The sequence below is a fragment of the Aerococcaceae bacterium zg-252 genome, from assembly GCA_016237705.1.
GTDB lineage: Bacteria > Bacillota > Bacilli > Lactobacillales > Aerococcaceae > Globicatella > Globicatella yangjingiae.
This window is the reverse complement of the sequence record CP066204.1, coordinates 1784369-1805555: the sequence shown is the minus strand read 5'-3', so window position 1 is coordinate 1805555 and position 21187 is coordinate 1784369. Positions and strand designations below refer to the sequence as shown.

The 21187-nt window shown below is 36.6% G+C and carries 19 protein-coding genes; 15 read left to right on the top strand and 4 right to left on the bottom strand.

What is annotated here, in order from left to right; all coding sequences use genetic code 11:
* The first annotated feature begins 19 nt into the window (after positions 1-19).
* From JDW14_08455 to JDW14_08435, 5 genes are all read left to right on the top strand, one after another.
* Complete coding sequence (locus JDW14_08455) at positions 20-1210, top strand: phosphoglycerate kinase (protein QQD65314.1); 1191 nt, start codon at positions 20-22, stop codon at positions 1208-1210.
* A gap of 104 nt (positions 1211-1314) precedes the next feature.
* The gene (locus JDW14_08450; protein QQD65313.1) at positions 1315-2073 is read left to right on the top strand and encodes a triose-phosphate isomerase; all 759 of its coding nucleotides are present in this window, start codon (positions 1315-1317) and stop codon (positions 2071-2073) included.
* Positions 2073-3605, top strand: coding sequence for a 2,3-bisphosphoglycerate-independent phosphoglycerate mutase (locus JDW14_08445; GenBank protein QQD65312.1), 1533 nt, complete (start codon positions 2073-2075; stop codon positions 3603-3605). The genes JDW14_08450 and JDW14_08445 overlap by 1 nt, the downstream gene beginning before the upstream one ends.
* 119 nt (positions 3606-3724) lie before the next feature.
* Positions 3725-5032 (top strand): phosphopyruvate hydratase, encoded by a 1308-nt coding sequence (eno, locus tag JDW14_08440; protein QQD65311.1) that lies wholly within the window; start codon positions 3725-3727, stop codon positions 5030-5032.
* Between the two features lie 222 nt (positions 5033-5254).
* The gene (locus JDW14_08435; protein QQD65310.1) at positions 5255-5815 is read left to right on the top strand and encodes a TIGR00730 family Rossman fold protein; all 561 of its coding nucleotides are present in this window, start codon (positions 5255-5257) and stop codon (positions 5813-5815) included.
* A 52-nt stretch (positions 5816-5867) separates the two neighbouring features.
* On the opposite strand, the gene JDW14_08430 is transcribed toward JDW14_08435, so the two are convergent.
* The 4 genes from JDW14_08430 to pflB form a co-directional block, all read right to left on the bottom strand.
* Complete coding sequence (locus tag JDW14_08430) at positions 5868-7229, bottom strand: DUF4173 domain-containing protein (protein QQD65309.1); 1362 nt, start codon at positions 7227-7229, stop codon at positions 5868-5870.
* On the bottom strand, positions 7222-7449 hold the full coding sequence (locus tag JDW14_08425) for a helix-turn-helix transcriptional regulator (GenBank protein ID QQD65308.1): 228 nt from the start codon (positions 7447-7449) through the stop codon (positions 7222-7224). The genes JDW14_08430 and JDW14_08425 overlap by 8 nt, the downstream gene beginning before the upstream one ends.
* 62 nt (positions 7450-7511) lie before the next feature.
* The gene (locus JDW14_08420; GenBank protein QQD65307.1) at positions 7512-7982 is read right to left on the bottom strand and encodes a DUF2975 domain-containing protein; all 471 of its coding nucleotides are present in this window, start codon (positions 7980-7982) and stop codon (positions 7512-7514) included.
* 174 nt (positions 7983-8156) lie between these two features.
* Entirely contained in the window at positions 8157-10424 is a 2268-nt protein-coding gene (pflB, locus tag JDW14_08415; protein ID QQD65306.1) for a formate C-acetyltransferase, read from the bottom strand.
* Positions 10425-11009: 585 nt separating this feature from the next.
* Here pflB and polA point away from each other — a divergent pair.
* The 10 genes from polA (at position 11010) to JDW14_08365 (ending at position 21038) form a co-directional block, all read left to right on the top strand.
* On the top strand, positions 11010-13664 hold the full coding sequence (polA, locus tag JDW14_08410; GenBank protein QQD65305.1) for a DNA polymerase I: 2655 nt from the start codon (positions 11010-11012) through the stop codon (positions 13662-13664).
* 29 nt (positions 13665-13693) lie between these two features.
* Positions 13694-14554: a DNA-formamidopyrimidine glycosylase gene (gene mutM, locus JDW14_08405; GenBank protein ID QQD65304.1), complete on the top strand. Its 861-nt coding sequence runs from the start codon at positions 13694-13696 to the stop codon at positions 14552-14554.
* Between the two features lie 159 nt (positions 14555-14713).
* A complete protein-coding gene (locus JDW14_08400) occupies positions 14714-15298 on the top strand; it encodes a dephospho-CoA kinase (GenBank protein ID QQD65303.1) in 585 nt (194 codons plus the stop codon).
* 154 nt (positions 15299-15452) lie between these two features.
* The gene (gene nrdR, locus JDW14_08395; GenBank protein ID QQD65302.1) at positions 15453-15932 is read left to right on the top strand and encodes a transcriptional repressor NrdR; all 480 of its coding nucleotides are present in this window, start codon (positions 15453-15455) and stop codon (positions 15930-15932) included.
* Positions 15925-17337 carry a hypothetical protein gene (locus JDW14_08390; protein ID QQD65301.1) on the top strand — a complete coding sequence of 471 codons (1413 nt, stop codon included), beginning with the start codon at positions 15925-15927 and terminating at the stop codon, positions 17335-17337. The genes nrdR and JDW14_08390 overlap by 8 nt, the downstream gene beginning before the upstream one ends.
* Complete coding sequence (gene dnaI / locus JDW14_08385) at positions 17337-18275, top strand: primosomal protein DnaI (protein QQD65300.1); 939 nt, start codon at positions 17337-17339, stop codon at positions 18273-18275. Before JDW14_08390 ends, dnaI begins: the two co-directional genes overlap by 1 nt.
* On the top strand, positions 18272-18472 hold the full coding sequence (locus JDW14_08380; GenBank protein ID QQD65299.1) for a hypothetical protein: 201 nt from the start codon (positions 18272-18274) through the stop codon (positions 18470-18472). Before dnaI ends, JDW14_08380 begins: the two co-directional genes overlap by 4 nt.
* Before the next feature lie 431 nt (positions 18473-18903).
* Positions 18904-19692 (top strand): amino acid ABC transporter substrate-binding protein, encoded by a 789-nt coding sequence (locus tag JDW14_08375; GenBank protein QQD65298.1) that lies wholly within the window; start codon positions 18904-18906, stop codon positions 19690-19692.
* 36 nt (positions 19693-19728) lie between these two features.
* On the top strand, positions 19729-20361 hold the full coding sequence (locus JDW14_08370; GenBank protein ID QQD65297.1) for an amino acid ABC transporter permease: 633 nt from the start codon (positions 19729-19731) through the stop codon (positions 20359-20361).
* Between the two features lie 2 nt (positions 20362-20363).
* Complete coding sequence (locus JDW14_08365) at positions 20364-21038, top strand: amino acid ABC transporter ATP-binding protein (protein QQD65296.1); 675 nt, start codon at positions 20364-20366, stop codon at positions 21036-21038.
* Positions 21039-21187: the final 149 nt, after the last annotated feature.

Sequence of the window (21187 nt, the reverse complement as noted above, 5' to 3'; positions counted from 1 at the left end):
ACCTTAGGAGGGTAACTGAATGGCAAAAAGAACAGTTGAAGATTTACAAGTTCAAGGTAAAACAGTATTAGTACGTGTTGACTTTAACGTTCCAATGAAAGAGGGCGTTATTACAAACGATAACCGTATTGTAGCAGCTTTAGATACAATTAAATATTTAATTAATAACAAAGCTAAAGTGGTATTATTCTCTCACTTAGGAAAAGTGAAAGAAGAAGCTGATAAAGCAAGTAAATCATTAAAACCAGCAGCAGACCGTTTAGCTGAATTATTAGGACAACCGGTTGCATTTTCACCAGAAACTCGTGGTGCTGAATTAGAAGCAGCTGTTAAAGCATTGAATGAAGGCGATGTATTAGTTGTTGAAAATACACGTTTTGAAGATATCGACGGTAAGAAAGAATCTAAAAATGATCCAGAATTAGGTAAATATTGGGCATCTTTAGGTGATTTATATGTAAACGATGCATTTGGTACAGCACACCGTGCACATGCATCAAACATCGGTATTGCATCAAACTTACCAAATGCAGTTGGTTACTTAATGGAAAAAGAAGTAAAATTCTTAGGTGAAGCAGTTGATGCTCCAGTTCGTCCATTTGTAGCAATTTTAGGTGGAGCGAAAGTTTCAGATAAAATTAAAGTAATCGAAAACTTGTTAGAAAAAGCGGATAAAGTTATTATCGGTGGTGGTATGGCTTATACGTTCTTAAAAGCACAAGGTAAAGAAGTTGGTAAATCATTATTAGAATTAGACCGTGTTGAATTAGCAAAAGAATTGTTAGAACGTGCAGGCGATAAATTAGTATTACCTGTGGACATCGTTGTAGCGGATGACTTCTCTAATGATGCAAACCGTAAAGTTGTATCAGTTGATGAGATTCCTGCTGATTGGGAAGGTTTAGATTGTGGTCCTGAATCAGTTAAATTATTTACTGATGTTTTATCAACAGCTAAAACAGTTGTTTGGAACGGACCAATGGGTGTATTTGAATTACCAAACTTTGCTAAAGGTACAATTGGTGTGTGTGAAGCGATTGCTCATTTAACAGATGCTACGACAGTTGTTGGTGGTGGAGATTCTGCTGCAGCTGTTGCACAATTAGGTTATGAAGATAAATTTACTCACATTTCAACAGGTGGTGGTGCGTCATTAACTTACTTAGAAGGCGTAGAATTACCAGGTGTTGTGTCAATTGAAGATAAATAATAAGTAAAAAATCTTAAGACGCTGGATATGAAGTTTATCGATTAATAAACTTTGTATGGCGTCTTCAAGGTGAATACTACAATATAAAAAAAGGAGTGGATTTGATGAGTCGTAAACCAATTATTGCAGGTAACTGGAAGATGAACAAAACACATAGCGAAGCACGTGAATTTGTTTCAGCAGTGAAAAATAATATTCCGTCAAATGAATTAGTGGATACTGTTATTGGTGCACCAGCATTATTCTTAGAGGGCATGAAAAAAGGTGTTCGTGAATCAGAAGTTAAAGTAGCAGCGCAAAACTGTTATTTTGAAGATGAGGGAGCATTCACTGGTGAAGTAAGTCCTAAAGCATTAGGTGCGTTAGAAGTGGACTATGTTATTATTGGTCACTCTGAACGTCGTGAGTATTTCCACGAAACAGATGAAGATATTAATAAAAAAGCACATGCGATTTTCCGTAATGGTATGACACCAATTATTTGTTGTGGTGAAACATTGGAAACGTATGAGGCTGGTGAAGCAGTTGAATTTGTTGGTGCACAAGTATCTGCAGCATTAAAAGGTTTATCAGCTGAACAAGTGGCTTCATTAGTAATTGCTTATGAACCAATTTGGGCAATCGGAACTGGTAAATCAGCAACTCAAGATGATGCACAAAAAATGTGTAAAGCAGTACGTGACGTTGTTGCGCAAGACTTTGGTCAAGAAGTTGCAGACAAAGTTCGTGTACAATACGGTGGTTCTGTGAAACCAGAAAACATTGCTGACTACATGGCATGTCCAGATGTGGACGGTGCATTAGTTGGTGGCGCAAGTTTACAAGCTGAGTCATTCTTAGCATTATTGGAGGCAGTTAAATAATGAGTAAAGCACCTGTAGCTTTAATTATCTTAGATGGTTTTGCCATTCGAGATGAAGTAAAAGGAAATGCTGTTAAAGCAGCGCATAAACCAAATTTTGACCGTTATTGGGCAGAATTTCCACATAATCAATTAAAAGCTAGTGGAGAAGATGTTGGTTTACCAGACGGTCAAATGGGTAACTCAGAAGTAGGACACATGAATATTGGTGCTGGACGTATTGTGTACCAGTCATTAACACGCATTAATATTTCAATTCGTGAAAAAGACTTCTTTGAAATTCCTGAACTAGTAGAAGCTGTTAAAGCAGCGAAAGAAAGTGGTAAAGCATTACACTTAATGGGCTTATTGTCTGACGGTGGGGTTCATTCACATTATGAACATTTATTCGCTTTATTACAATTAGCTAAAGACCATGGCTTAGAAAAAGTATATGTACATGGATTTTTAGATGGTCGTGATGTAGCACCGTCTTCTGCAATTGACTTTGTTAAGACAACTGAAGAGAAGTTTGATGAAATCGGTGTAGGTGAATTTGCGACAATCTCTGGTCGTTACTATGCAATGGACCGTGACAAACGTTGGGAACGTGTGCAATTAGCATACGACGCAATGGTTTATGCTAAAGGTGAAACATTTGCAAGTGCAGCTGAGGGTGTTCAAGCGTCATACGATAAAGAAGTATTCGATGAATTTGTATTACCATTTGTTGTAACGAAAGGTGATGCACCGGTTGCTACGATTGAAGACGGTGATTCAGTAATCTTCTTCAACTTCCGTCCTGACCGAGCAATTCAATTAGGAACAGCATTAACAAATCCAGCATTTGACGGATTTGATCGTGGTGAACATGCACCTAAAACAGCTAAATTTGTGACATTTACTGAGTACAGTGCCGATGTTATTGCTGAGATTGCATTTAAAAAGCAAGATTTAGTGAATACAGTAGGTGAAGTGTTAGCAAGTGCTGGCAAAACACAGTTACGCATCGCTGAAACTGAAAAATATCCACATGTTACATTCTTTATGAGTGGTGGACGTCACGAAGAGTTTGAAGGAGAATCACGTATTTTAATTCCGTCACCAAAAGTTGCGACTTATGATTTAAAACCAGAAATGTCAGCTTATGAAGTAAAAGATGCTTTAGTAGCAGCTATCAACGAAGATACATTAGATGCGATTATCTTGAACTTTGCTAACCCTGACATGGTTGGACACAGTGGTATGTTAGAACCAACTGTAAAAGCAATTGAAGCTGTTGATGAGTGTTTAGGTGAAGTTGTAGATTTAATCATCTCAAAAGGTGGTTATGCGATTATTACGGCTGACCATGGTAACTCAGATGAAGTGATTACTTTAGATGACCAACCGATGACAGCTCATACAACCAATCCAGTGCCAGTTATTGTAACAAAACATGGTGTTGAATTGCGTGACGGTGGACGTTTAGCTGATTTAGCACCAACATTGTTAGATTTATTAAATGTAGCACAACCAGTTGAAATGACTGGAGAATCATTGATTAAAAAATAAATAAATAATCAATTTGTTAGAAAAACTTTTGCTTTTTATGCAGAAGATTATTAAAATATAATATAGGTGTTCATGTATTATTGCATGGAAATAAAGCCGAAAATAAAGGAGAAAACAATATGCCATTTATTACAGATGTATATGCACGCGAAGTATTAGATTCACGTGGTAACCCAACAATCGAAGTAGAAGTTTATACAGAAAGCGGTGCTTTCGGACGCGGTATGGTACCGTCAGGTGCGTCTACTGGTGAACACGAAGCAGTTGAATTACGTGATGGCGACAAATCTCGTTACTTAGGTAAAGGTGTTTCTAAAGCTGTTGATAATGTAAACAACATTATTGCTGAAGCATTATTAGGTTATGATGTTTTACAACAACAAGCAATCGATAAATTAATGATCGAATTAGACGGAACTCCAAACAAAGGTAAATTAGGTGCGAACGCTATTTTAGGTGTTTCTATCGCTGTTGCACGTGCTGCTGCTGATTACTTAAACGTACCAGTATACCAATACTTAGGTGGTTTCAATACTAAAGTATTACCAACTCCAATGATGAATATCGTAAACGGTGGTTCTCACTCTGATGCACCTATCGCTTTCCAAGAATTCATGATTTTACCAGTTGGTGCACCAACATTTAAAGAAGCATTACGTTGGGGTGCTGAAGTATTCCACGCATTGAAATCAATCTTACATGACCGTGGTTTAGTAACAGCTGTAGGTGACGAAGGTGGTTTCGCTCCTGCATTTGAAGGAACTGAAGACGGTGTTGAAACAATCTTAGAAGCAATCAAAAAAGCTGGTTTAGAGCCAGGTAAAGATGTATTCTTAGGTTTCGACTGTGCATCTTCTGAATTCTATGACAAAGAGAAAAAAGTTTACGACTATACTAAATTCGAAGGTGAAAAAGGTAAAGTTCGTACAGCTGAAGAGCAAGTTGACTATTTAGAAGAATTAGTTGACAAATATCCAATTATCTCAATCGAAGATGGTATGGACGAAAATGACTGGGACGGTTGGAAATTATTAACTGAACGTATCGGTCACAAAGTTCAATTAGTAGGTGACGATTTATTCGTAACAAACACTGAAATCTTATCTCGTGGTATCGAACAAGGTATCGCAAACTCAATCTTAATCAAAGTTAACCAAATCGGTACTTTAACTGAAACATTTGATGCGATTGAAATGGCTAAAAAAGCTGGTTACACAGCAGTTGTTTCTCACCGCTCTGGTGAAACAGAAGATTCTACAATCTCTGACATCGCTGTTGCAACTAACGCTGGTCAAATCAAAACAGGTTCATTAAGCCGTACAGACCGTATCGCTAAATACAACCAATTATTACGTATTGAAGATGAATTAGGTGAAGTTGCTAAATACGACGGTTTACAATCATTCTACAACTTAAAGAATAAATAATTTAGTATAAGTGAGAGTATTATGCTTTGAACCATTCTAAGTGGATGATGAGGTAGCTCAAGCGAACTAAAGTGGTGGACTAGGAATTTTTGGATTCCTAGTCTATTTTTGTGGTGCGGAGAATGCTGAAGTGGAAGAGTCTTTACAATTCTCTTATGGTTTGATATCCTTTTACCAAAATGAGCAGTAAATATATATTAACCGAAAAGAGCGTGTTGAAGAGTGAAAATAACAATTTATTGTGGGGCAAGTACAGGGCGTAATCCGATTTATAGTGAGAGAACGAACGAATTAGCTTTATGGATGTCTGAAAATCTTCATGATTTAGTCTATGGTGGTGGTAATGTTGGATTAATGGGAATTATGGCTGATACAGTGATTGAAAATGGTGGTCGTGCAATCGGTGTGATGCCGACATTTTTAGTAGAACGAGAAATTGCACATCAGAACTTATCTGAATTGATAGTAGTTGAAGATATGCCGCAACGTAAAGCGAAAATGATGATGTTAGGAGAAGCCTTTATCGCTTTACCAGGTGGGCCAGGTACATTGGAAGAAATATCGGAAGTGATTTCTTGGGCTCGTATCGGACAGAATGACAAACCTTGTGTCCTGTTTAATATTAATGGTTACTTTGACCAATTAAAAGCGCTGTTTGACCATATGGTTGCTGAGGGCTTTCTTAGTCAAAGCGACCGAGATAATGTTCTTTTTTCAGATGATATTTTAGAAATTGAACAATTTATTTTGAATTATTCAGCTCCCGATGTTCGTAAATATTAATGAATAAATCAAACTGCACTCTAGATAAACAAGGAGTGCAGTTTGTTTTCTATTAAAATACGCAATAATAAATGACGCATAATAGTGTGTAGCTGAGAATAAAGTAGAGAATACCATAACGAAATGCAGTGATTGGCTTAAATAGTCGAATTAATGTTAATATTGTGGCAACAATGATGATTGAAATCAACCAAGTTGACTGCAATCGTAATGGTGTCAGTCCGTAAAACCAAATGTAAATGCCGATTAATTTCCATGCAGCTAAACATGAGAATAATAAATTAAAGCTGAATAAGATGACAAGTGATATTTTTGCATATTGTGTGTGCCATAGTGCACGATTTCCAAATAGAAAAGCAAATCCTAGTACAAAAAAGTTGAGTAAAGTGATTTGAACGAGTTGCCAAAAACCACTGACTGCTAAATGTGATGCTTGAGCTGCTCGTATCACTTGTTGTGTTGGAATGCTACTTAATTGAGTTGCTAAATCTTGTAGCGAAATGATAAAGAATAGACCATATAATAAGCATAGAGCTGTAGCGATGATTGTTACATTTAGTGTTGAAAATATTCGGATGCGTGATAATGTTTCTTCTGTACGCTCAGGGGTTATCGTAGAGCGATTTGAAAAAATTGCACCAGCGATTAAACCGTATAACCACAAACTTACTGGAATACTTAAAATCGCAAAAGAAATAGTATCCGTCCAAAAAGTGCTATTGAACCAATTTTTGAAAAATGATTGCATATTATGGATGAAATATTGTTGTGCGAACTGGTCAAAAATGCTAGAAATTTCACTTAATTGATCAACTGCAAAGACTACCAGTCTGGTGGTAATGAAAACAGTGACAAGTAATTTTAAAGTTTGTATGACCCTGTCTTTTAATGAGTAAGTAGCATTTTCGTGATTAGACGGCAAAAGTAATACTTTTGTGGCAGTGAAGAAATGTGAAAATGGAATGGTAATTGAACCACGCCATACATCAATTCCTGATAGCCAATTGAATTGTTCTCCAATTAATTGATTACTCCGTACTAGTACATAGCCAATAAAAAGAAAATGCAATGCTATTACTTGGAAAAATAAAAAATCTTCTGCTGAATAGCGGTCATACTGAGTTGATAGTAAAAAGGATTGTATCAGGCAACTGATGAGCAGTACAGCATATTCAAGTTTTGCAGTAACAGATGCTATGTTTCGTTTCATTATGTGATTGAAATATTCAACAAAAGCAATGAGTGCTAGAGTTAGTAATAAGTAGTAGTGTGTATGTAAATCCCACACTGTATAAGTATATAAGTAGGCAATAATAAATATCCATAGAGTATTAAGTTTTGCTACTCGAATTTGTTGTGCATCAAGTAGTGGTAAGGTGGATTTTTTCTGTTCTACTATTATTTCGTTATTCATAAGTGACTAACTCCTCTCCATTATCAATATATTCGATTAAATCACCTGGTTGGCAATCCAATGCTTTGCATAATGCATTCAGCGTCGAAAAACGGATTGCTTTTGCCTTATTATTTTTTAAAATTGATAGATTGGCTGATGTAATTCCGATTTGTTCTGCCAATGCATTTGAACTGATTTTACGTTTTGCCATTACGACATCTAAGTTTATTTGAATCATTTACTTTCCTCCTATTCTGGTTCGCTGGGGCTTGATTTTCAAGCTGAAATCCCACACTTACTCTATACCGTATAATCTAATTCATCTTGCATTTGAATTGCTTTGGCAAATGCGTTACGCACAATTTGGATAATGAGTGCCGTAAAACCACAAGCGAGTGCGATAAATAAAATTGGTAGATAGCAAGTGAATCCGACTAGAATAGCGATAATTGAAACGATTGTAATGGCATGTGTAATCCAGTCGAGTGTTTTGACGTTTTCATCAATAAAGATGTTGCCATTTTCAATGTTGGTGATTAGGCGATATAATTGAAATAAGAAAAAGAGTGCGAGTGTGCCACTGATATAACCTGAAGATAATAATACGTTAAAACGTAGTTGGTCAGTGAATAAGGGAGTTGAACGTGGCATAATGTATTGAACAATATGTGTGCCAGTGAATAGTAATACTATGGCAATCAATGCAAATAATATAATACTACTTTTTGTAATTTTAATTTGTACTTCAACAAGTGATTTTGGTTGAGTCATCAGAATACCTCCTAAATTTTGTTGAATATAATATATCATAGAGATTTCTGTTTATCAATCAAGTTTTATCGTTTTTCGATAAAAATTGATTGATAAAGAATAAAAGGTATCCGATGTTACTTCTCTTAGAGAACAAAAAAGCTGGACCATAAGGTCCAGCCTTTCAGACATTAATTAGAATTGGTTATGGATAACACGTTCTAAGATGTCAGCGATTTGAGCTTTTGTAGCTTTATTTAAGTATAAAGCGTAACCTGATACACGTAATACAGCGTGTGGATTTTCTTCAGGGTGTTTTAAGATTTCAATTAATTTGTCACGGTTTAAAACGTTAACGTTTAAGTGGTGACCACCTTTTTTGAAGTATCCGTCTAACATTGTAGCTAAGTTAGCTTTACGGTCTACATCTTCACGACCTAATGCTTTTGGATGAATCGCAAATGTATATGAGCTACCGTCACGAGCATCTTCAAATGGAATTTTAGCAACTGATGATAATGCTGCTAAAGCACCTGATTTAACAGAGTTATATTGAGGGTTAGCTCCTGGTGCGATTGGTGTCCATGGTTCACGATATCCAACATATTTAGGATCAGAACCTGTAAACACGTTACCTAATGATTTACCGTAAACGATGTTTGAAGTAATTGTTAAGATTGATGTAGTTACTTCAGCATTACGGTAAGTTGGTAATTTACGTAAACGTTCCATGAAGTCATGTAAGAATCCAGTTACTAATGTATCAACACGTTCGTCATTGTTACCGAATGTAGGGAATTGTTCACCTTCAACAACATAGTCAACTGGGAATCCTTCTTCGTCACGAACGATACGTACTTTAGAGTATTTAACAGCTGATAACATATCCCCAACTAATGCTAAACCAGCGATACCAGTTGCAAAGTAACGGTGTGGATGTGTATCTAATAAAGCCATTTGTGTAGACTCATAAGCATAACGGTCATGAGCACGGTGAATGATGTTCAATGCACGCATGTAAGTTTTTGCTGTCCAGTCTAAAACTTTGTCTAATTTTTCAACTAATTCATCGTATTCTAAGTAGTCACCTTTGATTGGTTCTAAACCTTTGATGACTAAATCACGAGTTTTTTCGTCACGACCACCAGATACAGCATATAATAATGCTTTAGGACCAGAGAAACGAGCTCCGAAGTATTGATGTTCATGTCCCATAACAGCTGGTGATACACAGCAAGCGATAGAAATATCTGTACTGTTCATTGTGTCAGCCATTACTTGGTCATTTTCGTATTGAATTGCTGAAGTGTCGATTGATACTTTAGCACAGTATTCACGGTAAGCACGTGGTAATTTTTCGTTGTAGAAAATAGTTAAGTTTGGTTCGGGTGATTCACCCATTGTATACAATGTATGTAAGCAACGGAATGCAGTTTTTGTTACTAATGAACGACCGTCATTATTCATACCAGCAATTGACAATGTTACCCAAGTTGGCATACCTGAGAATACATCGTTGAAGTCTGGTGTACGTGCGAAACGAATCATACGTAATTTCATAACGAAGTGGTCGATAAATTCTTGAGCTTCTTCTTCAGTGATTAAGCCAGCTTGTAAGTCACGTTCGATATAAATATCGAAGAATGCGTCCATACGTCCTAGAGAAGTAGCAGCACCGTTTGTTTGTTTAGCAGCAGCTAAGAATGCGAAGTAAGTCCATTGGATTGCTTCTTGTGCAGTGCGTGCTGGTTGACGTAAGTCAAATCCGTGTAAATCACCTAATTTAGCTAATTCACCTAATGCACGATATTGTTTAGAAACTTCTTCACGCAATTGCATTTCTTCGTCAGTATAAACTTCTTTTTCTAATGATTTCCAATCGTTTAATTTTTCTTTCATTAAGAAGTCAACACCGTATAATGCTACACGACGGTAGTCACCGATGATACGTCCACGTCCGTAAGCATCTGGTAAACCAGTGATGATTTTATTTTTACGAGCAGCACGAATATCGCTATCGTAAACATCGAATACACCTTGGTTATGAGTTTGAACCCAATCAGTAAAGATGTGTTCTACTTCTTCGTCTAATTTGTATCCGTATGCTTCTAATGCTTGTTTAGCCATACGAACCCCACCGAATGGGTTAAGACCTTGTTTTAATGGTTTGTCAGTTTGTAAACCAACGATTTTTTCTAAATCTTTATTGATATATGAAGCTGGGTGAGATAATACAGTAGAAACAATTTTTTCTTCCATATCAGCTACGCCATGTTCAACTTCGTAAGCTAATAAATCGTTAAATACTTTGTTTAATTGTTTTGTTCCTTCAGTTGCTTCTGCTAAGAAAGATTCGTCGCCAGTATATTCAGTGTAGTTATCACGAATAAATTGTGCTACGTCAATGCTTTCACGCCAAGCATCACCTTGGAAACCGCGCCATGGGTTCAATGTTTCTGTCATAATAAATTCCTCCTGTTTTATAATGCATAGTGCTTCACAAATAAGCTATGCACTTATTATATATAATTATAACACAGTTCGTCAAGGGGATTATGGGTTAAAAAACGCATTAAATCAACATTTCTGTTTCAAAAAGGTGCCACAGTTTTTGAAAAGAATCCGTTTTCTGTATCATAGGTGATGAATGGTTTGATATAGAAAATTGATAGTGATTGTGAAGTTGTGAAAAACATTCACAAAGTTTTGAGCACTGTTGTTATAGATAAAGGTTGCGAATGAAAAACTGACACAAAAACAAATAATTAGTTTGAGAATAACGAAGAAAAATCATCGTCTTTTTCTTTGTTTGATGATTGATACAGATTATGAAATGTTAAAATTTTTCGGCAAAAAAATTTTTAGGGAGTAATCCAGGTGCGTTATGAATGTAGAGTGAAAGTCTGTCTAATCTAAATGAGCTGAATAGGTAATTTGGTAAATCTATGCTATAATTTATAAAGACAAATGGCGATATAAAATAGAGTGAGAGAGGACATTTGAAGTAGAAACCAACCCAAGTGAACCAGACAAAATAAGGAGAACAGCATGGCAAAAAGAAAAATTATGCTAATAGACGGAAGTAGTTTAGCCTTTCGAGCATTTTACTCGATTTTAGATATTGAAAAATTTAAAAATAAAGCAGGACTGCATACCAATGCATTGTATAGCTTTCATCGAATGATTGATTCTGTACTGGAAATGTTTCAGCCGACTCATGTCTTGGTGGCTTTTGATAAGGCTGGTCCGACGTTTCGTACGGAGAAATACGCAGATTACAAAGGTGGTCGTCAGAAAACACCACCTGAGTTTAAGGAGCAAATGCCATATTTGCGTGTGTTTTTAGATGCTTATGGTATTAAACATTATGAAGTAGCTGAATACGAAGCAGATGATATTATTGGGACACTGGCACATCAAGCAGACGCTCAAGATGAAGTCATCGTAATTTCTGGAGATAAAGACTTAATCCAATTGGCGAGTGATAATACGACGGTTTATATTACGCGTAAAGGAGTTAGCGACCTTGAAGCTTATACTCCAGCTACAATCGCAGAAAAATACGCTTTAACACCGGAACAAATTATTGATTTAAAAGGATTAATGGGTGATTCTTCGGATAATTATCCCGGTATTACTCGTATCGGAGAAAAGACGGCATTGAAATTATTACATCAATTTGGTTCGGTTGAAGCGATGTATGAACGTTTGGACGAATTAAAACCGTCAAAAATGAAAGATAATATTATTAGTGATGAAGCAAATGCACGCATGAGTAAAGATTTAGCACGTATTTTGGTAGAAGCACCGATTGAGGTTCGTTTAGAACAAATTGAATTGCGTGAAAAAAATCAGGAAACATTGATTGACTACTATCGTCAAATGGAATTTAATTCTTTTTTAAATCAATTAGAAGTCGAAGTGCCAACTGAAATAGTTGATGAACCGACAATGCATTATGCTATTGAAGTCTTATCGGAGATTGGTACAGAGCATTTACCGAATCAAACGGTAATTTATTTTGAAACATTAATTGAAAATTACCATGAAGCAGAGATTATTCGTATTGCATGGGCTGATATTGAGGCAGAAAAAGTCTATATAGCATCAGCTGAACAGGCTTTCGCATCAAAACTATTTGTTGATTGGTTAGCGTCACCTTTAGCGACCAAAGTGAGTTGGGATTATAAACGTGATCGTGTGTTGGCAAGTCGTTTTAATGCAGATTTCAAAGAAGTGACATTTGATGTTGCGATTGCGATGTATCTTGTCGACCCAAATCAGAGTCAAGCATTGGAGTCTATTGCACAATCTTTATCACTGAAAACCGGTTTACAATCTGATGAAATGATTTATGGTAAAGGGGCTAAATTAGCTGTACCTGAAGATGAGCAAGTGGTAAATCAGCATTTAGTTAATAAAGTAATGACTTTAGTAGCTGCTGTTCAACCTTTGACAAATCAGCTTGAAGCGGTAGGTGCTATGGAATTGTATCATACAATTGAAATGCCATTGGCACAAGTATTGGCGAATATGGAAATACAAGGGATTGCGGTTGATGAAGAAGTGTTACAATCAATGGATAAAACATTGAGTCAGCGATTAGTTATTATGGAACAAGAAATTTATCAATTGGCACAACGAGAATTTAATATTAATTCACCAAAACAATTAGGAGAAGTTTTATTTGATGAATTAGGTTTGCCTGCTATTAAGAAAACGAAGACAGGTTATAGTACGGCAGCGGATGTGCTAGAAAAATTACGCTATGAACATGCGATTGTCGAGAAAATTTTAGACTATCGTCAAATTTCGAAGTTAAAAGGAACGTATGTAGAGGGGTTACCACGTTATATTCATAAAGACGGTAAAATCCATACTCGTTTTGTTCAGACATTGACACAAACTGGACGATTAAGTAGTGCTGATCCAAACTTACAAAATATTCCAATTCGTTTAGAAGAGGGACGTAAAATCCGTCAAGCCTTTATACCAAGTCAGCCAGGTTGGCAATTGTTTGGTGCTGATTATTCTCAAATTGAATTACGTGTACTGGCACATATTTGTGGCGATGAACATTTGCGTCAAGCATTCATTGACGGAGAGGATATTCACTCAGCTACTGCTAGACGTGTATTTGGTTTGTCTGATACAGAAGAAGTAGATAGTCAACATCGTCGTCAAGCTAAAGCTGTTAACTTCGGTATTGTCTATGGTATTAGTGATTATGGTTTGTCGCAAAACTTAAATATTACTCGTAAAGCAGCGAAAACATTTATTGACCGCTATTTTGAAAAATATCCAGGTGTGGCTCAATTCATGGAAGATATTGTGAAAGAGGCGAAAGAACAAGGTTACGTGAGCACATTGTTCAATCGACGTCGTTATTTACCGGATATTTATTCAAGTAACTTTAATTTACGTTCGTTTGCAGAGCGTACAGCTATGAATTCGCCAATTCAAGGAACGGCAGCAGATATTATTAAAGTGGCGATGATTCGTTTGGATGAAGCATTGAGAGAAGAAAAATTATCGGCAAAATTACTGTTGCAAGTGCATGATGAATTGATTTTGGAAGCTCCAGAAGCAGAATTGGAACGTTTAGCAGAGTTAGTGCCACAAGTTATGGAAGAGGCAGTTGCTTTAGCAGTACCATTAAAAGTGGATTATAATAGTGGTATCAACTGGTACGATATAAAATAGCGTCATGATGAAGTGAAGAGGGGAATTGAATGCCGGAATTACCAGAAGTAGAAAGTGTTCGACGTGGTTTGAGTAGCTTAGTGGTGGGTAAGAAAATTGAAACAATCTATGTTGATTGGCCACGAATTATTATCACTGATTTAGATATAAGAGAATGGCAACAACAATTGCTAGGTGAACAAATTGAAAATATCGGTCGTCGAGGTAAATATCTTATTTTTGAAATGACAAATGGACTATTGATTTCTCATTTGCGTATGGAGGGGAAATACCAGTATTTTACTGCCAATGAGATTCCAAAGCAAAAGGGAAAACATACGCATTGTCGCTTTGTGTTTACAGACGGCAGTCAATTGCACTATCACGATGTCCGTAAATTTGGACGCATGGAATGGATAAATAAAGCTGATTATATGAGCTATTTTATTCAGAAGAAATTAGGGCCTGAGCCAACAAGGGCAGACTTCGATTGCGAACGGTTTGCTGAACAGTTGGAACAATCCAAAAAGATGTTGAAACCATTATTGCTAGACCAGTCGCTTGTAGCAGGATTGGGAAATATTTATGTAGATGAAGTGCTATACAAAAGTCAGCTGCATCCTATTATGATAGCAAATCAATTGAATGAACAAGATGTTTTACGTCTGTATGATGCGATAATTCAAGTAATGGAAGCAGCGGTGCGAGCAGGTGGGTCAAGTGTCCGGACGTACTTAAATTCATTGGGCGAAGCCGGCACTTATCAAGAACAATTGCAAGTGTATGGACGACAAAATGAACCATGTGCTCGATGTGGACACCCAATTTATAAAATTCAACTAAAAGGACGTGGCACTCATTTTTGTCCACAATGCCAAAAAAATAGTGCGACAACAAGCGTTCTGAAATGAATCACGGGAGCAAAAAGCGAAAGAGTGCGTTAGCACTCCGAGCGATTTCTGAAGTGGACGTCGAGGCAGCCCAAGCGAACCGGAATAAAACATAGTGTGAGCGACCGTGCATATAAGTTGTTAGAGTGCGTTGAAACAAAAAATAAGGAGTAATGCAATGTGAAAGTCATTGGTTTAACAGGTGGAATCGCCACTGGGAAATCGACGGTATCTCAGTATTTAATAAGTAAGGGATATGAAGTGATTGATGCTGATTTAGTAGCTAGAGAAGTGGTTGAAGTAGGGCAACCTGGCTTGGTAGCACTGGTACAGTCTTTCGGTTCATCGATTTTAACGGTGGACGGACAGTTAGACCGTAAACGATTAGGGACATTAATTTTTTCAGATGTGCCTAAACGCCAAATGGTAAATGAGCTGCTGCACCCTTATATTTTTGAGCGTATTCGTAGAAAACGTGAGCAATCAAATCAAGCGATATTGTTTATTGATATGCCCTTGTTGTTTGAAGTGGGATATGAGAAACAGGTGGATGAAGTTTGGTTGGTCTATGTTTCCAAGGACGTGCAGTTAACTCGTTTAATGGAACGAGATAGTTTGTCCATGGATTTGGCAAAGGAGAGATTATCTTCGCAATGGCCAATCGAACAAAAACGTCAATTGGTGACGACTATTATTGATAATAGTGGGTCAGTTAAAGCAACTTATCAGCAAGTTGAGCAAGCACTGTTAAAGCTTAAAGATTAGTAAGTTAAATAATAGAAACCTTGCGAGTAGATAAAATTTGTAGGGTGTGTAACCGATTAAAGTATGATACAATAACGGTACGATTAATGGGTTTCATAAGGAATAATTTGTATGAAATCTAATGAAAAATATGTGGAGAAAGGAGACGTGCTTTATGCAATGTCCAAAATGTCATTGTGAACAAACAAAAGTAATTGATTCACGCTCAGTAGATGACTCAATTGCAATTCGCCGTCGTCGTGAATGTATGTCTTGTGCGTATCGTTTTAATACTTACGAGCGAGTGGAGCGTACGCCCTTGTTGGTCGTGAAGCGTGACGGCACACGAGAAGAGTTTAGTCGTGATAAATTATTGCGTGGTATTGTACGTGCAGCTGAAAAGCGTCCGATTACACGAGGCCAAATGGAAAAATTGGTATCGGAAGTTGAAAATGATATTAGTAAAGTGGCAGATGCTGAAATTGCGAGCGAACGCATTGGTGAATTTGTCATGCCACGATTAATGCAGCTAGACGAAGTGTCGTACATTCGTTTTGCTAGTGTTTATCGTCAGTTCCAATCACGAGAAATGTTCATCAAAGAATTAGAAAGTATGATGAAGCGAGAGGCACAAGTGCAAGAAGACCATGAGTGAGTTAACAAGTCCTTTACAGCCATTTATTGTTCGACAAAGTGGTGTTTTATCTGAGTTAGAGCTAAAAAGTTTAATTCAGCTTTACCAACCAATTATCGGACATCGAGCGGTTAATTTATATCTACTGCTATTGCAGCAGCCTGTCAATGAGCAAAAAATGTCGCAGCGTAGAGTACATTCCTATTTATTTCCATATGTTGAAGGGGCATTAGGTACAATTGATGAAGCTCGCTTAAAATTAGAGGCAGTAGGTTTATTGCATACATATAAAGAAGCACGTGTTGGAACGGTGCACCCAACTTTATTGTATGATATTCAATATCCATTGTTGTTGGAAGATTTTGTAGCCAATCCTTATTTATCCAATGCTTTGATTAATCAATTAGGTGATTTACAATTTTTTGAAATTTTGAAGCAGTGGGAAGTGCCGAGTATTGAACTAGCTGAATTTGAAGAGGTAAGTGTATCGTTTGAAACGATATTTTCGACCAATCATACCGATTATCAGCATCAAATTGATGAGATGTTGAAAGGTCGAACGCTGCAACAACATTCAACTTCCCAGCCGCAGCGACAAGCGAGTGAGTTTTTTGATTACGCACTATTTTTAAGAAAATTGATGTCAGCTCATGTGGATCATAGTGCATTTGATAATCGTTTAAAACAAGAAGTGTTGGCACTGCATACTATTTATAATTATGATGAGACGGCTTTAGTGGCATTGATTTTGAAGCATTATGATGCTAAGGAAAAACAAGTTGATTATGAGCAATTAAGAGTGACGGCTGCGAAAGCTAAGCAAAGCATGAAGTCGGACTTGTCGGCCGATACAATGTTACAAGAATCGAAAACGAGTGCTGATGTAAGTGGTCGAACAGCATTGAAACAGCAATTTCCACAGTTGCAAGACAAAGAGATTGAAATAGCCTTATTATGCGAACAAGTTTCGCCATTGGCGATGCTTACGCAAATTAAACGTGATAAAAATGGCTTTGTTTCGGCGCAAGAACAACTGTATATTCAAAATATTGCACAATTGACAAGTTTGCCACAAAGTGTTCAGTCCTTTTTGGTGTATTATTTGTTGGTTATCAAAAAACGTACGGATTTTCAAAAAGGTGAAAGTGAAAGGGTTGCGAATGAATGGCAGCAGCAGCATTTAGATTCGCCAGCGAAAGTCATCAGTTATATTCATCAGCAAATGAAAGTGAAGCAAGTTCAACAAAAACAAGCTGGGAGAATACAGCCGTATCGTAAGCAACAGCCTAAGAAGATAGAACCACAACCTTATTGGATGAAACAGCAATCGCAAGACCAGATTCAATCAACTGAAAAAACAACTCAATCGGAAGCAGAACTACGAAATCAATTAGGGCAGTTATTTAATGAAGGAAGTGAGAAGTAATGCAGACAGTTCAAGAAATATTAAAGCAAATTATGGATCGACCTCATTTTAATGAATCTTTTCAAGCGACAGTGGAGCGTATTTTGCATCATGAGGCTGTGCAACAGTTTATCAATGAACATGCCGACCAAATTTCTCAAGAAATGATACAAAATTCATTATCGAAATTAAATGAATTTGTATTGGAACATGATGCGTACCAAAAAGGTGAGCCAGGAAAAAATCCAGGGTTCGTTCCGATATTATTCGTCAATCAAAACTATATTGATATTGCTTATCAGCCGACTGAAAGTTATTTGAAACGTAAACAAGAGCGTAAAGCGAAAGCGCTGTTGGAAAATCGTATGATGAGCAAAGATGTTCGAGAAGCGAGTTGGAATGCGTTGAAACTTGATACACCATCACGTAAACGTATTGCTGATGAAATTGCATTATTTATTTCGAATTATCGCAAACACCCAGAATCAACGCAAGGTCTGTATTTATCTGGTCCCTTTGGTGTGGGGAAAACATATATTTTAGGGGCTTTAGCGAATGCTCTAGCTCAGTCGGGTGTTAAAGTGACGATGTTGCATTTTCCGACCTTTGCTCAGGATGCACGAAAATCTATCCAAGATAATAGTGTTCACGACCTTGTGACTGAAGTTAAAAAAGTTCCGATATTGATGTTGGATGATGTTGGTGCAGAAAATATTACGGCATGGATACGTGATGATATTTTAGCGGTTATTCTGGAATATCGTATGAAAGAATCATTACCGACATTTTTCACTTCTAACTTTTCAATGGATGAATTAGCGGTATATTTAGAATCGACACGTGAGGGTATTGAAAAAGTTAAAGCAGCACGTTTAATGGAACGTGTGCGTTATGTTGCAAAAGAAGTGCAAGTAGACGGTGAGAATTTGAGACAAAAACAAAGAGGTGTTGTTGAATGAAAAAATTTGATCCGCAAGATCAGTTAGAGTTTTTGAAATTGATTAAATTATTATTAATTACTAGTTTAATTGTACAAATTGTAGTGGTGTCTGTTTACTATTTCGGAGAAAAACAGGTGGTTTTGGCTTTTCCGATGTTACTGGGCATTTTCTGTACTGCGGTGGCTTTGTTTTATAGCTATGGGATGCGTGATTAAACGATTTGATATGATATTGGGTAGAATTCTGAAATAATAGGATTCTACCTTTTATTTTTAAAAAAACATAATAAAATTAAAAATAAATTAAATATAACCGTTGACATCTATTTAATTTTATATTAATATAATTTTATGATAAAAATAAATACGTCTTGGACAAAGAGATCTATGACATTTTGAGAGAGTTTACGTGTGGTGTGAGTAAATAATGCGATTAGATGAAGACACAGCCAGTAAGAAGATGTTCGGTGGCAACGTTATAGCTAGAGAAAATCATTTGATTTCTCAATGAGGTGATGACTGTGAAGTCGTCACGAAAAAAGGTGGAACCGCGTTAATAAGACGTCCTTTGCTTACAATGTATTGTGAGTGAGGGACGATTTTTTTGTTGTGGGATTGTGTGTCTGAGGAAGAGGAGAGAATGAATAATGAAAACTTGGAAAAAATGTATCGCAGCTGCTTTAATTATGATGAATTTAGTAAATGGAATGAATATATCAGCAGAATCGAAGATTGAAACAGGGCAAAAGGTTACGATAGGATTTGATGATACTTTTGCACCGTTTGGTTTTAAAAATGAGCAAGGTGAGATTGTAGGATTTGATGTTGATTTGGCAGAGGTAGTATTCAGTCGTATGGGTGTATCGTATGAATTTCAACCGATAGACTGGTCAACGAAAGAAGCAGAATTAGCAACTGGAAATATCGATATGATTTGGAATGGTTATACGATAACGGAAGAAAGAGAAAAGGTATTGCAATTTTCAGATTCTTATGTAGATAATCGTCAAATTATTATTGTAAAAAAAGAGAGTGAGATTCAAACAAAAGCAGATTTAGCTGGTAAAATTGTCGCAACTCAAGCGGAGTCATCTTCATTAGAAGGAATTTTAAAGGATAGTGCTTTTGTCGAGAGTATCGACGGTCAAGCACCGATTACCTATGCTACTTTTGTGGAAGTATTTGCTGATTTGGACAATGGACGAGCAGATGCTATTGTAGTTGACGAAACATTAGCGACTTATTTCCTAAGTAAAAATAAACAAGGTGACGCTTACCGTATTTTAAAAGAGAATTTTGGTGAAGAAAAGTATGCAGTGGGCTTTAGAAAATCAGATGCAGCCTTTGTGGAGCAATTTAATCAAGCATTAGCAGCAGTAAAACAAGACGGAACATTTGCTGAAATTTCAAAAAAATGGTTTGAAGATTTAGAGTAAAACAAGGTGCAAGTCGAATATATAGGGAGTGATTAGATGTTAGAGTGGCAATGGTTTCAGCCATTAGGTAGAGGATTTTTATTGACGCTATATTATTTTGTAGGAACATTAGTGATGAGTATTCCGTTAGGCTTATGCTTAGCCATAGTGCAACGATATCTACCTAATTGGTTACGGCTACTGATTCGAGGCTATGTTTATATATTTAGAGGCACTCCGCTGTTATTACAAATTATGTTCGTGTATTTTGGGTTGCCGACTTTGGGAATTGTCTTGCAGCGTGAACAAGCTGCCTTGATGACCTTGGTTTTAAATTATACGGCTTATTTCATCGAAATATTTCGTGGTGGGATTCAAGCAGTGCCTATGGGACAGTTTGAGGCACTTAAAGTGTTATCAATTAATGGCTGGGTTGGTTGGCGAAAGGTGATTCTTCCTCAAGTATGGCGAATTGTTATGCCGTCTATTAGCAACGAGGTCATCACCTTGATAAAGGATACGTCTTTAATCTATGTATTGGGCTTAGATGATTTATTAAAAGTAGGTAAAACGTTAGCAAATCAACAAGCGAGTTTATTACCATATGTTTATGTTGGGATTATCTATTTAATTTTTACAGGAGTTGTCAGTGTGGTATTGAGAAAAATTGAAAGTAGAATGGAGGGATAAAAATGGGATTGGTTGTTGAAAATTTGCAAAAACAATTTGGTTCACAGACAATCTGCTTGGATTTTAGTTTGAAAATGAATTCGGGTGAGATTACCTTGTTGGTAGGTGAATCGGGTAGTGGTAAAACGACAGTGCTCAGAATGTTAAATCATTTAGAAACAGTTGATAATGGAACTGTTGCGATTAATGATAATTATTTAGTGCGTGACGGAAAATATGTGGCAAACCAAGACTTGAAAATTTACCAACGTTCTATTGGTTATGTGTTTCAAGATTATCAATTGTTTCCGCAATTATCAGTGTTGGAAAATATTTTGCTTGCCCCTTTGAGTAATCAAGTAGGCTCACGAAATGAATTAGAAAAACAAGCGACACAATGGTTGGAACGATTAGGATTAGCAGATAAAGCAATGGCGTATCCCACTATTTTATCAGGTGGGCAAAAACAACGAGTAGCTATTATTCGTGCGATGATGATGAATCCAGCGTTGTTGTGTTGTGATGAGCCGACATCGGCACTAGATGAACAGAATACTCGTGAATTTGTGCAAATAGTTAAAGAGTTACAGGCAATGCAAACAATGATGATTATTGTGACGCATGACCAATTTTTAATCGAACAATTAAAATCTATTTCTACAGTTATAGATGCTAAGGAACTGAAAGTATCTTTCTGAAACACGAACATTAAATAAAAAAATAGTTTTAAAATTAATATTTTGTTGAATTCCTCTTCGAATGAATTTATAGTTGAGCTATCAGATTATTAACGAAAGATTTCGACTGATAGTCAGTAAATTCAATTTAAGGGGTGTTTTTGTGTCTG

Bases quoted from the DNA above. Each gene is read 5' to 3' on its own strand.
- JDW14_08390 (QQD65301.1), top strand. From the start codon at position 15,925: ATGAGTGAGTTAACAAGTCCTTTACAGCCATTTATTGTTCGACAAAGT.
- JDW14_08420 (QQD65307.1), bottom strand. From the start codon at position 7,982: ATGACTCAACCAAAATCACTTGTTGAAGTACAAATTAAAATTACAAAA.
- JDW14_08450 (QQD65313.1), top strand. From the start codon at position 1,315: ATGAGTCGTAAACCAATTATTGCAGGTAACTGGAAGATGAACAAAACA.
- JDW14_08375 (QQD65298.1), top strand. From the start codon at position 18,904: ATGAAAACTTGGAAAAAATGTATCGCAGCTGCTTTAATTATGATGAAT.
- JDW14_08425 (QQD65308.1), bottom strand. From the start codon at position 7,449: ATGATTCAAATAAACTTAGATGTCGTAATGGCAAAACGTAAAATCAGT.
- JDW14_08430 (QQD65309.1), bottom strand. From the start codon at position 7,229: ATGAATAACGAAATAATAGTAGAACAGAAAAAATCCACCTTACCACTA.
- nrdR (QQD65302.1), top strand. From the start codon at position 15,453: ATGCAATGTCCAAAATGTCATTGTGAACAAACAAAAGTAATTGATTCA.
- dnaI (QQD65300.1), top strand. From the start codon at position 17,337: ATGCAGACAGTTCAAGAAATATTAAAGCAAATTATGGATCGACCTCAT.
- mutM (QQD65304.1), top strand. From the start codon at position 13,694: ATGCCGGAATTACCAGAAGTAGAAAGTGTTCGACGTGGTTTGAGTAGC.
- JDW14_08370 (QQD65297.1), top strand. From the start codon at position 19,729: ATGTTAGAGTGGCAATGGTTTCAGCCATTAGGTAGAGGATTTTTATTG.
- JDW14_08445 (QQD65312.1), top strand. From the start codon at position 2,073: ATGAGTAAAGCACCTGTAGCTTTAATTATCTTAGATGGTTTTGCCATT.
- pflB (QQD65306.1), bottom strand. From the start codon at position 10,424: ATGACAGAAACATTGAACCCATGGCGCGGTTTCCAAGGTGATGCTTGG.
- JDW14_08365 (QQD65296.1), top strand. From the start codon at position 20,364: ATGGGATTGGTTGTTGAAAATTTGCAAAAACAATTTGGTTCACAGACA.
- eno (QQD65311.1), top strand. From the start codon at position 3,725: ATGCCATTTATTACAGATGTATATGCACGCGAAGTATTAGATTCACGT.
- JDW14_08380 (QQD65299.1), top strand. From the start codon at position 18,272: ATGAAAAAATTTGATCCGCAAGATCAGTTAGAGTTTTTGAAATTGATT.
- JDW14_08455 (QQD65314.1), top strand. From the start codon at position 20: ATGGCAAAAAGAACAGTTGAAGATTTACAAGTTCAAGGTAAAACAGTA.
- polA (QQD65305.1), top strand. From the start codon at position 11,010: ATGGCAAAAAGAAAAATTATGCTAATAGACGGAAGTAGTTTAGCCTTT.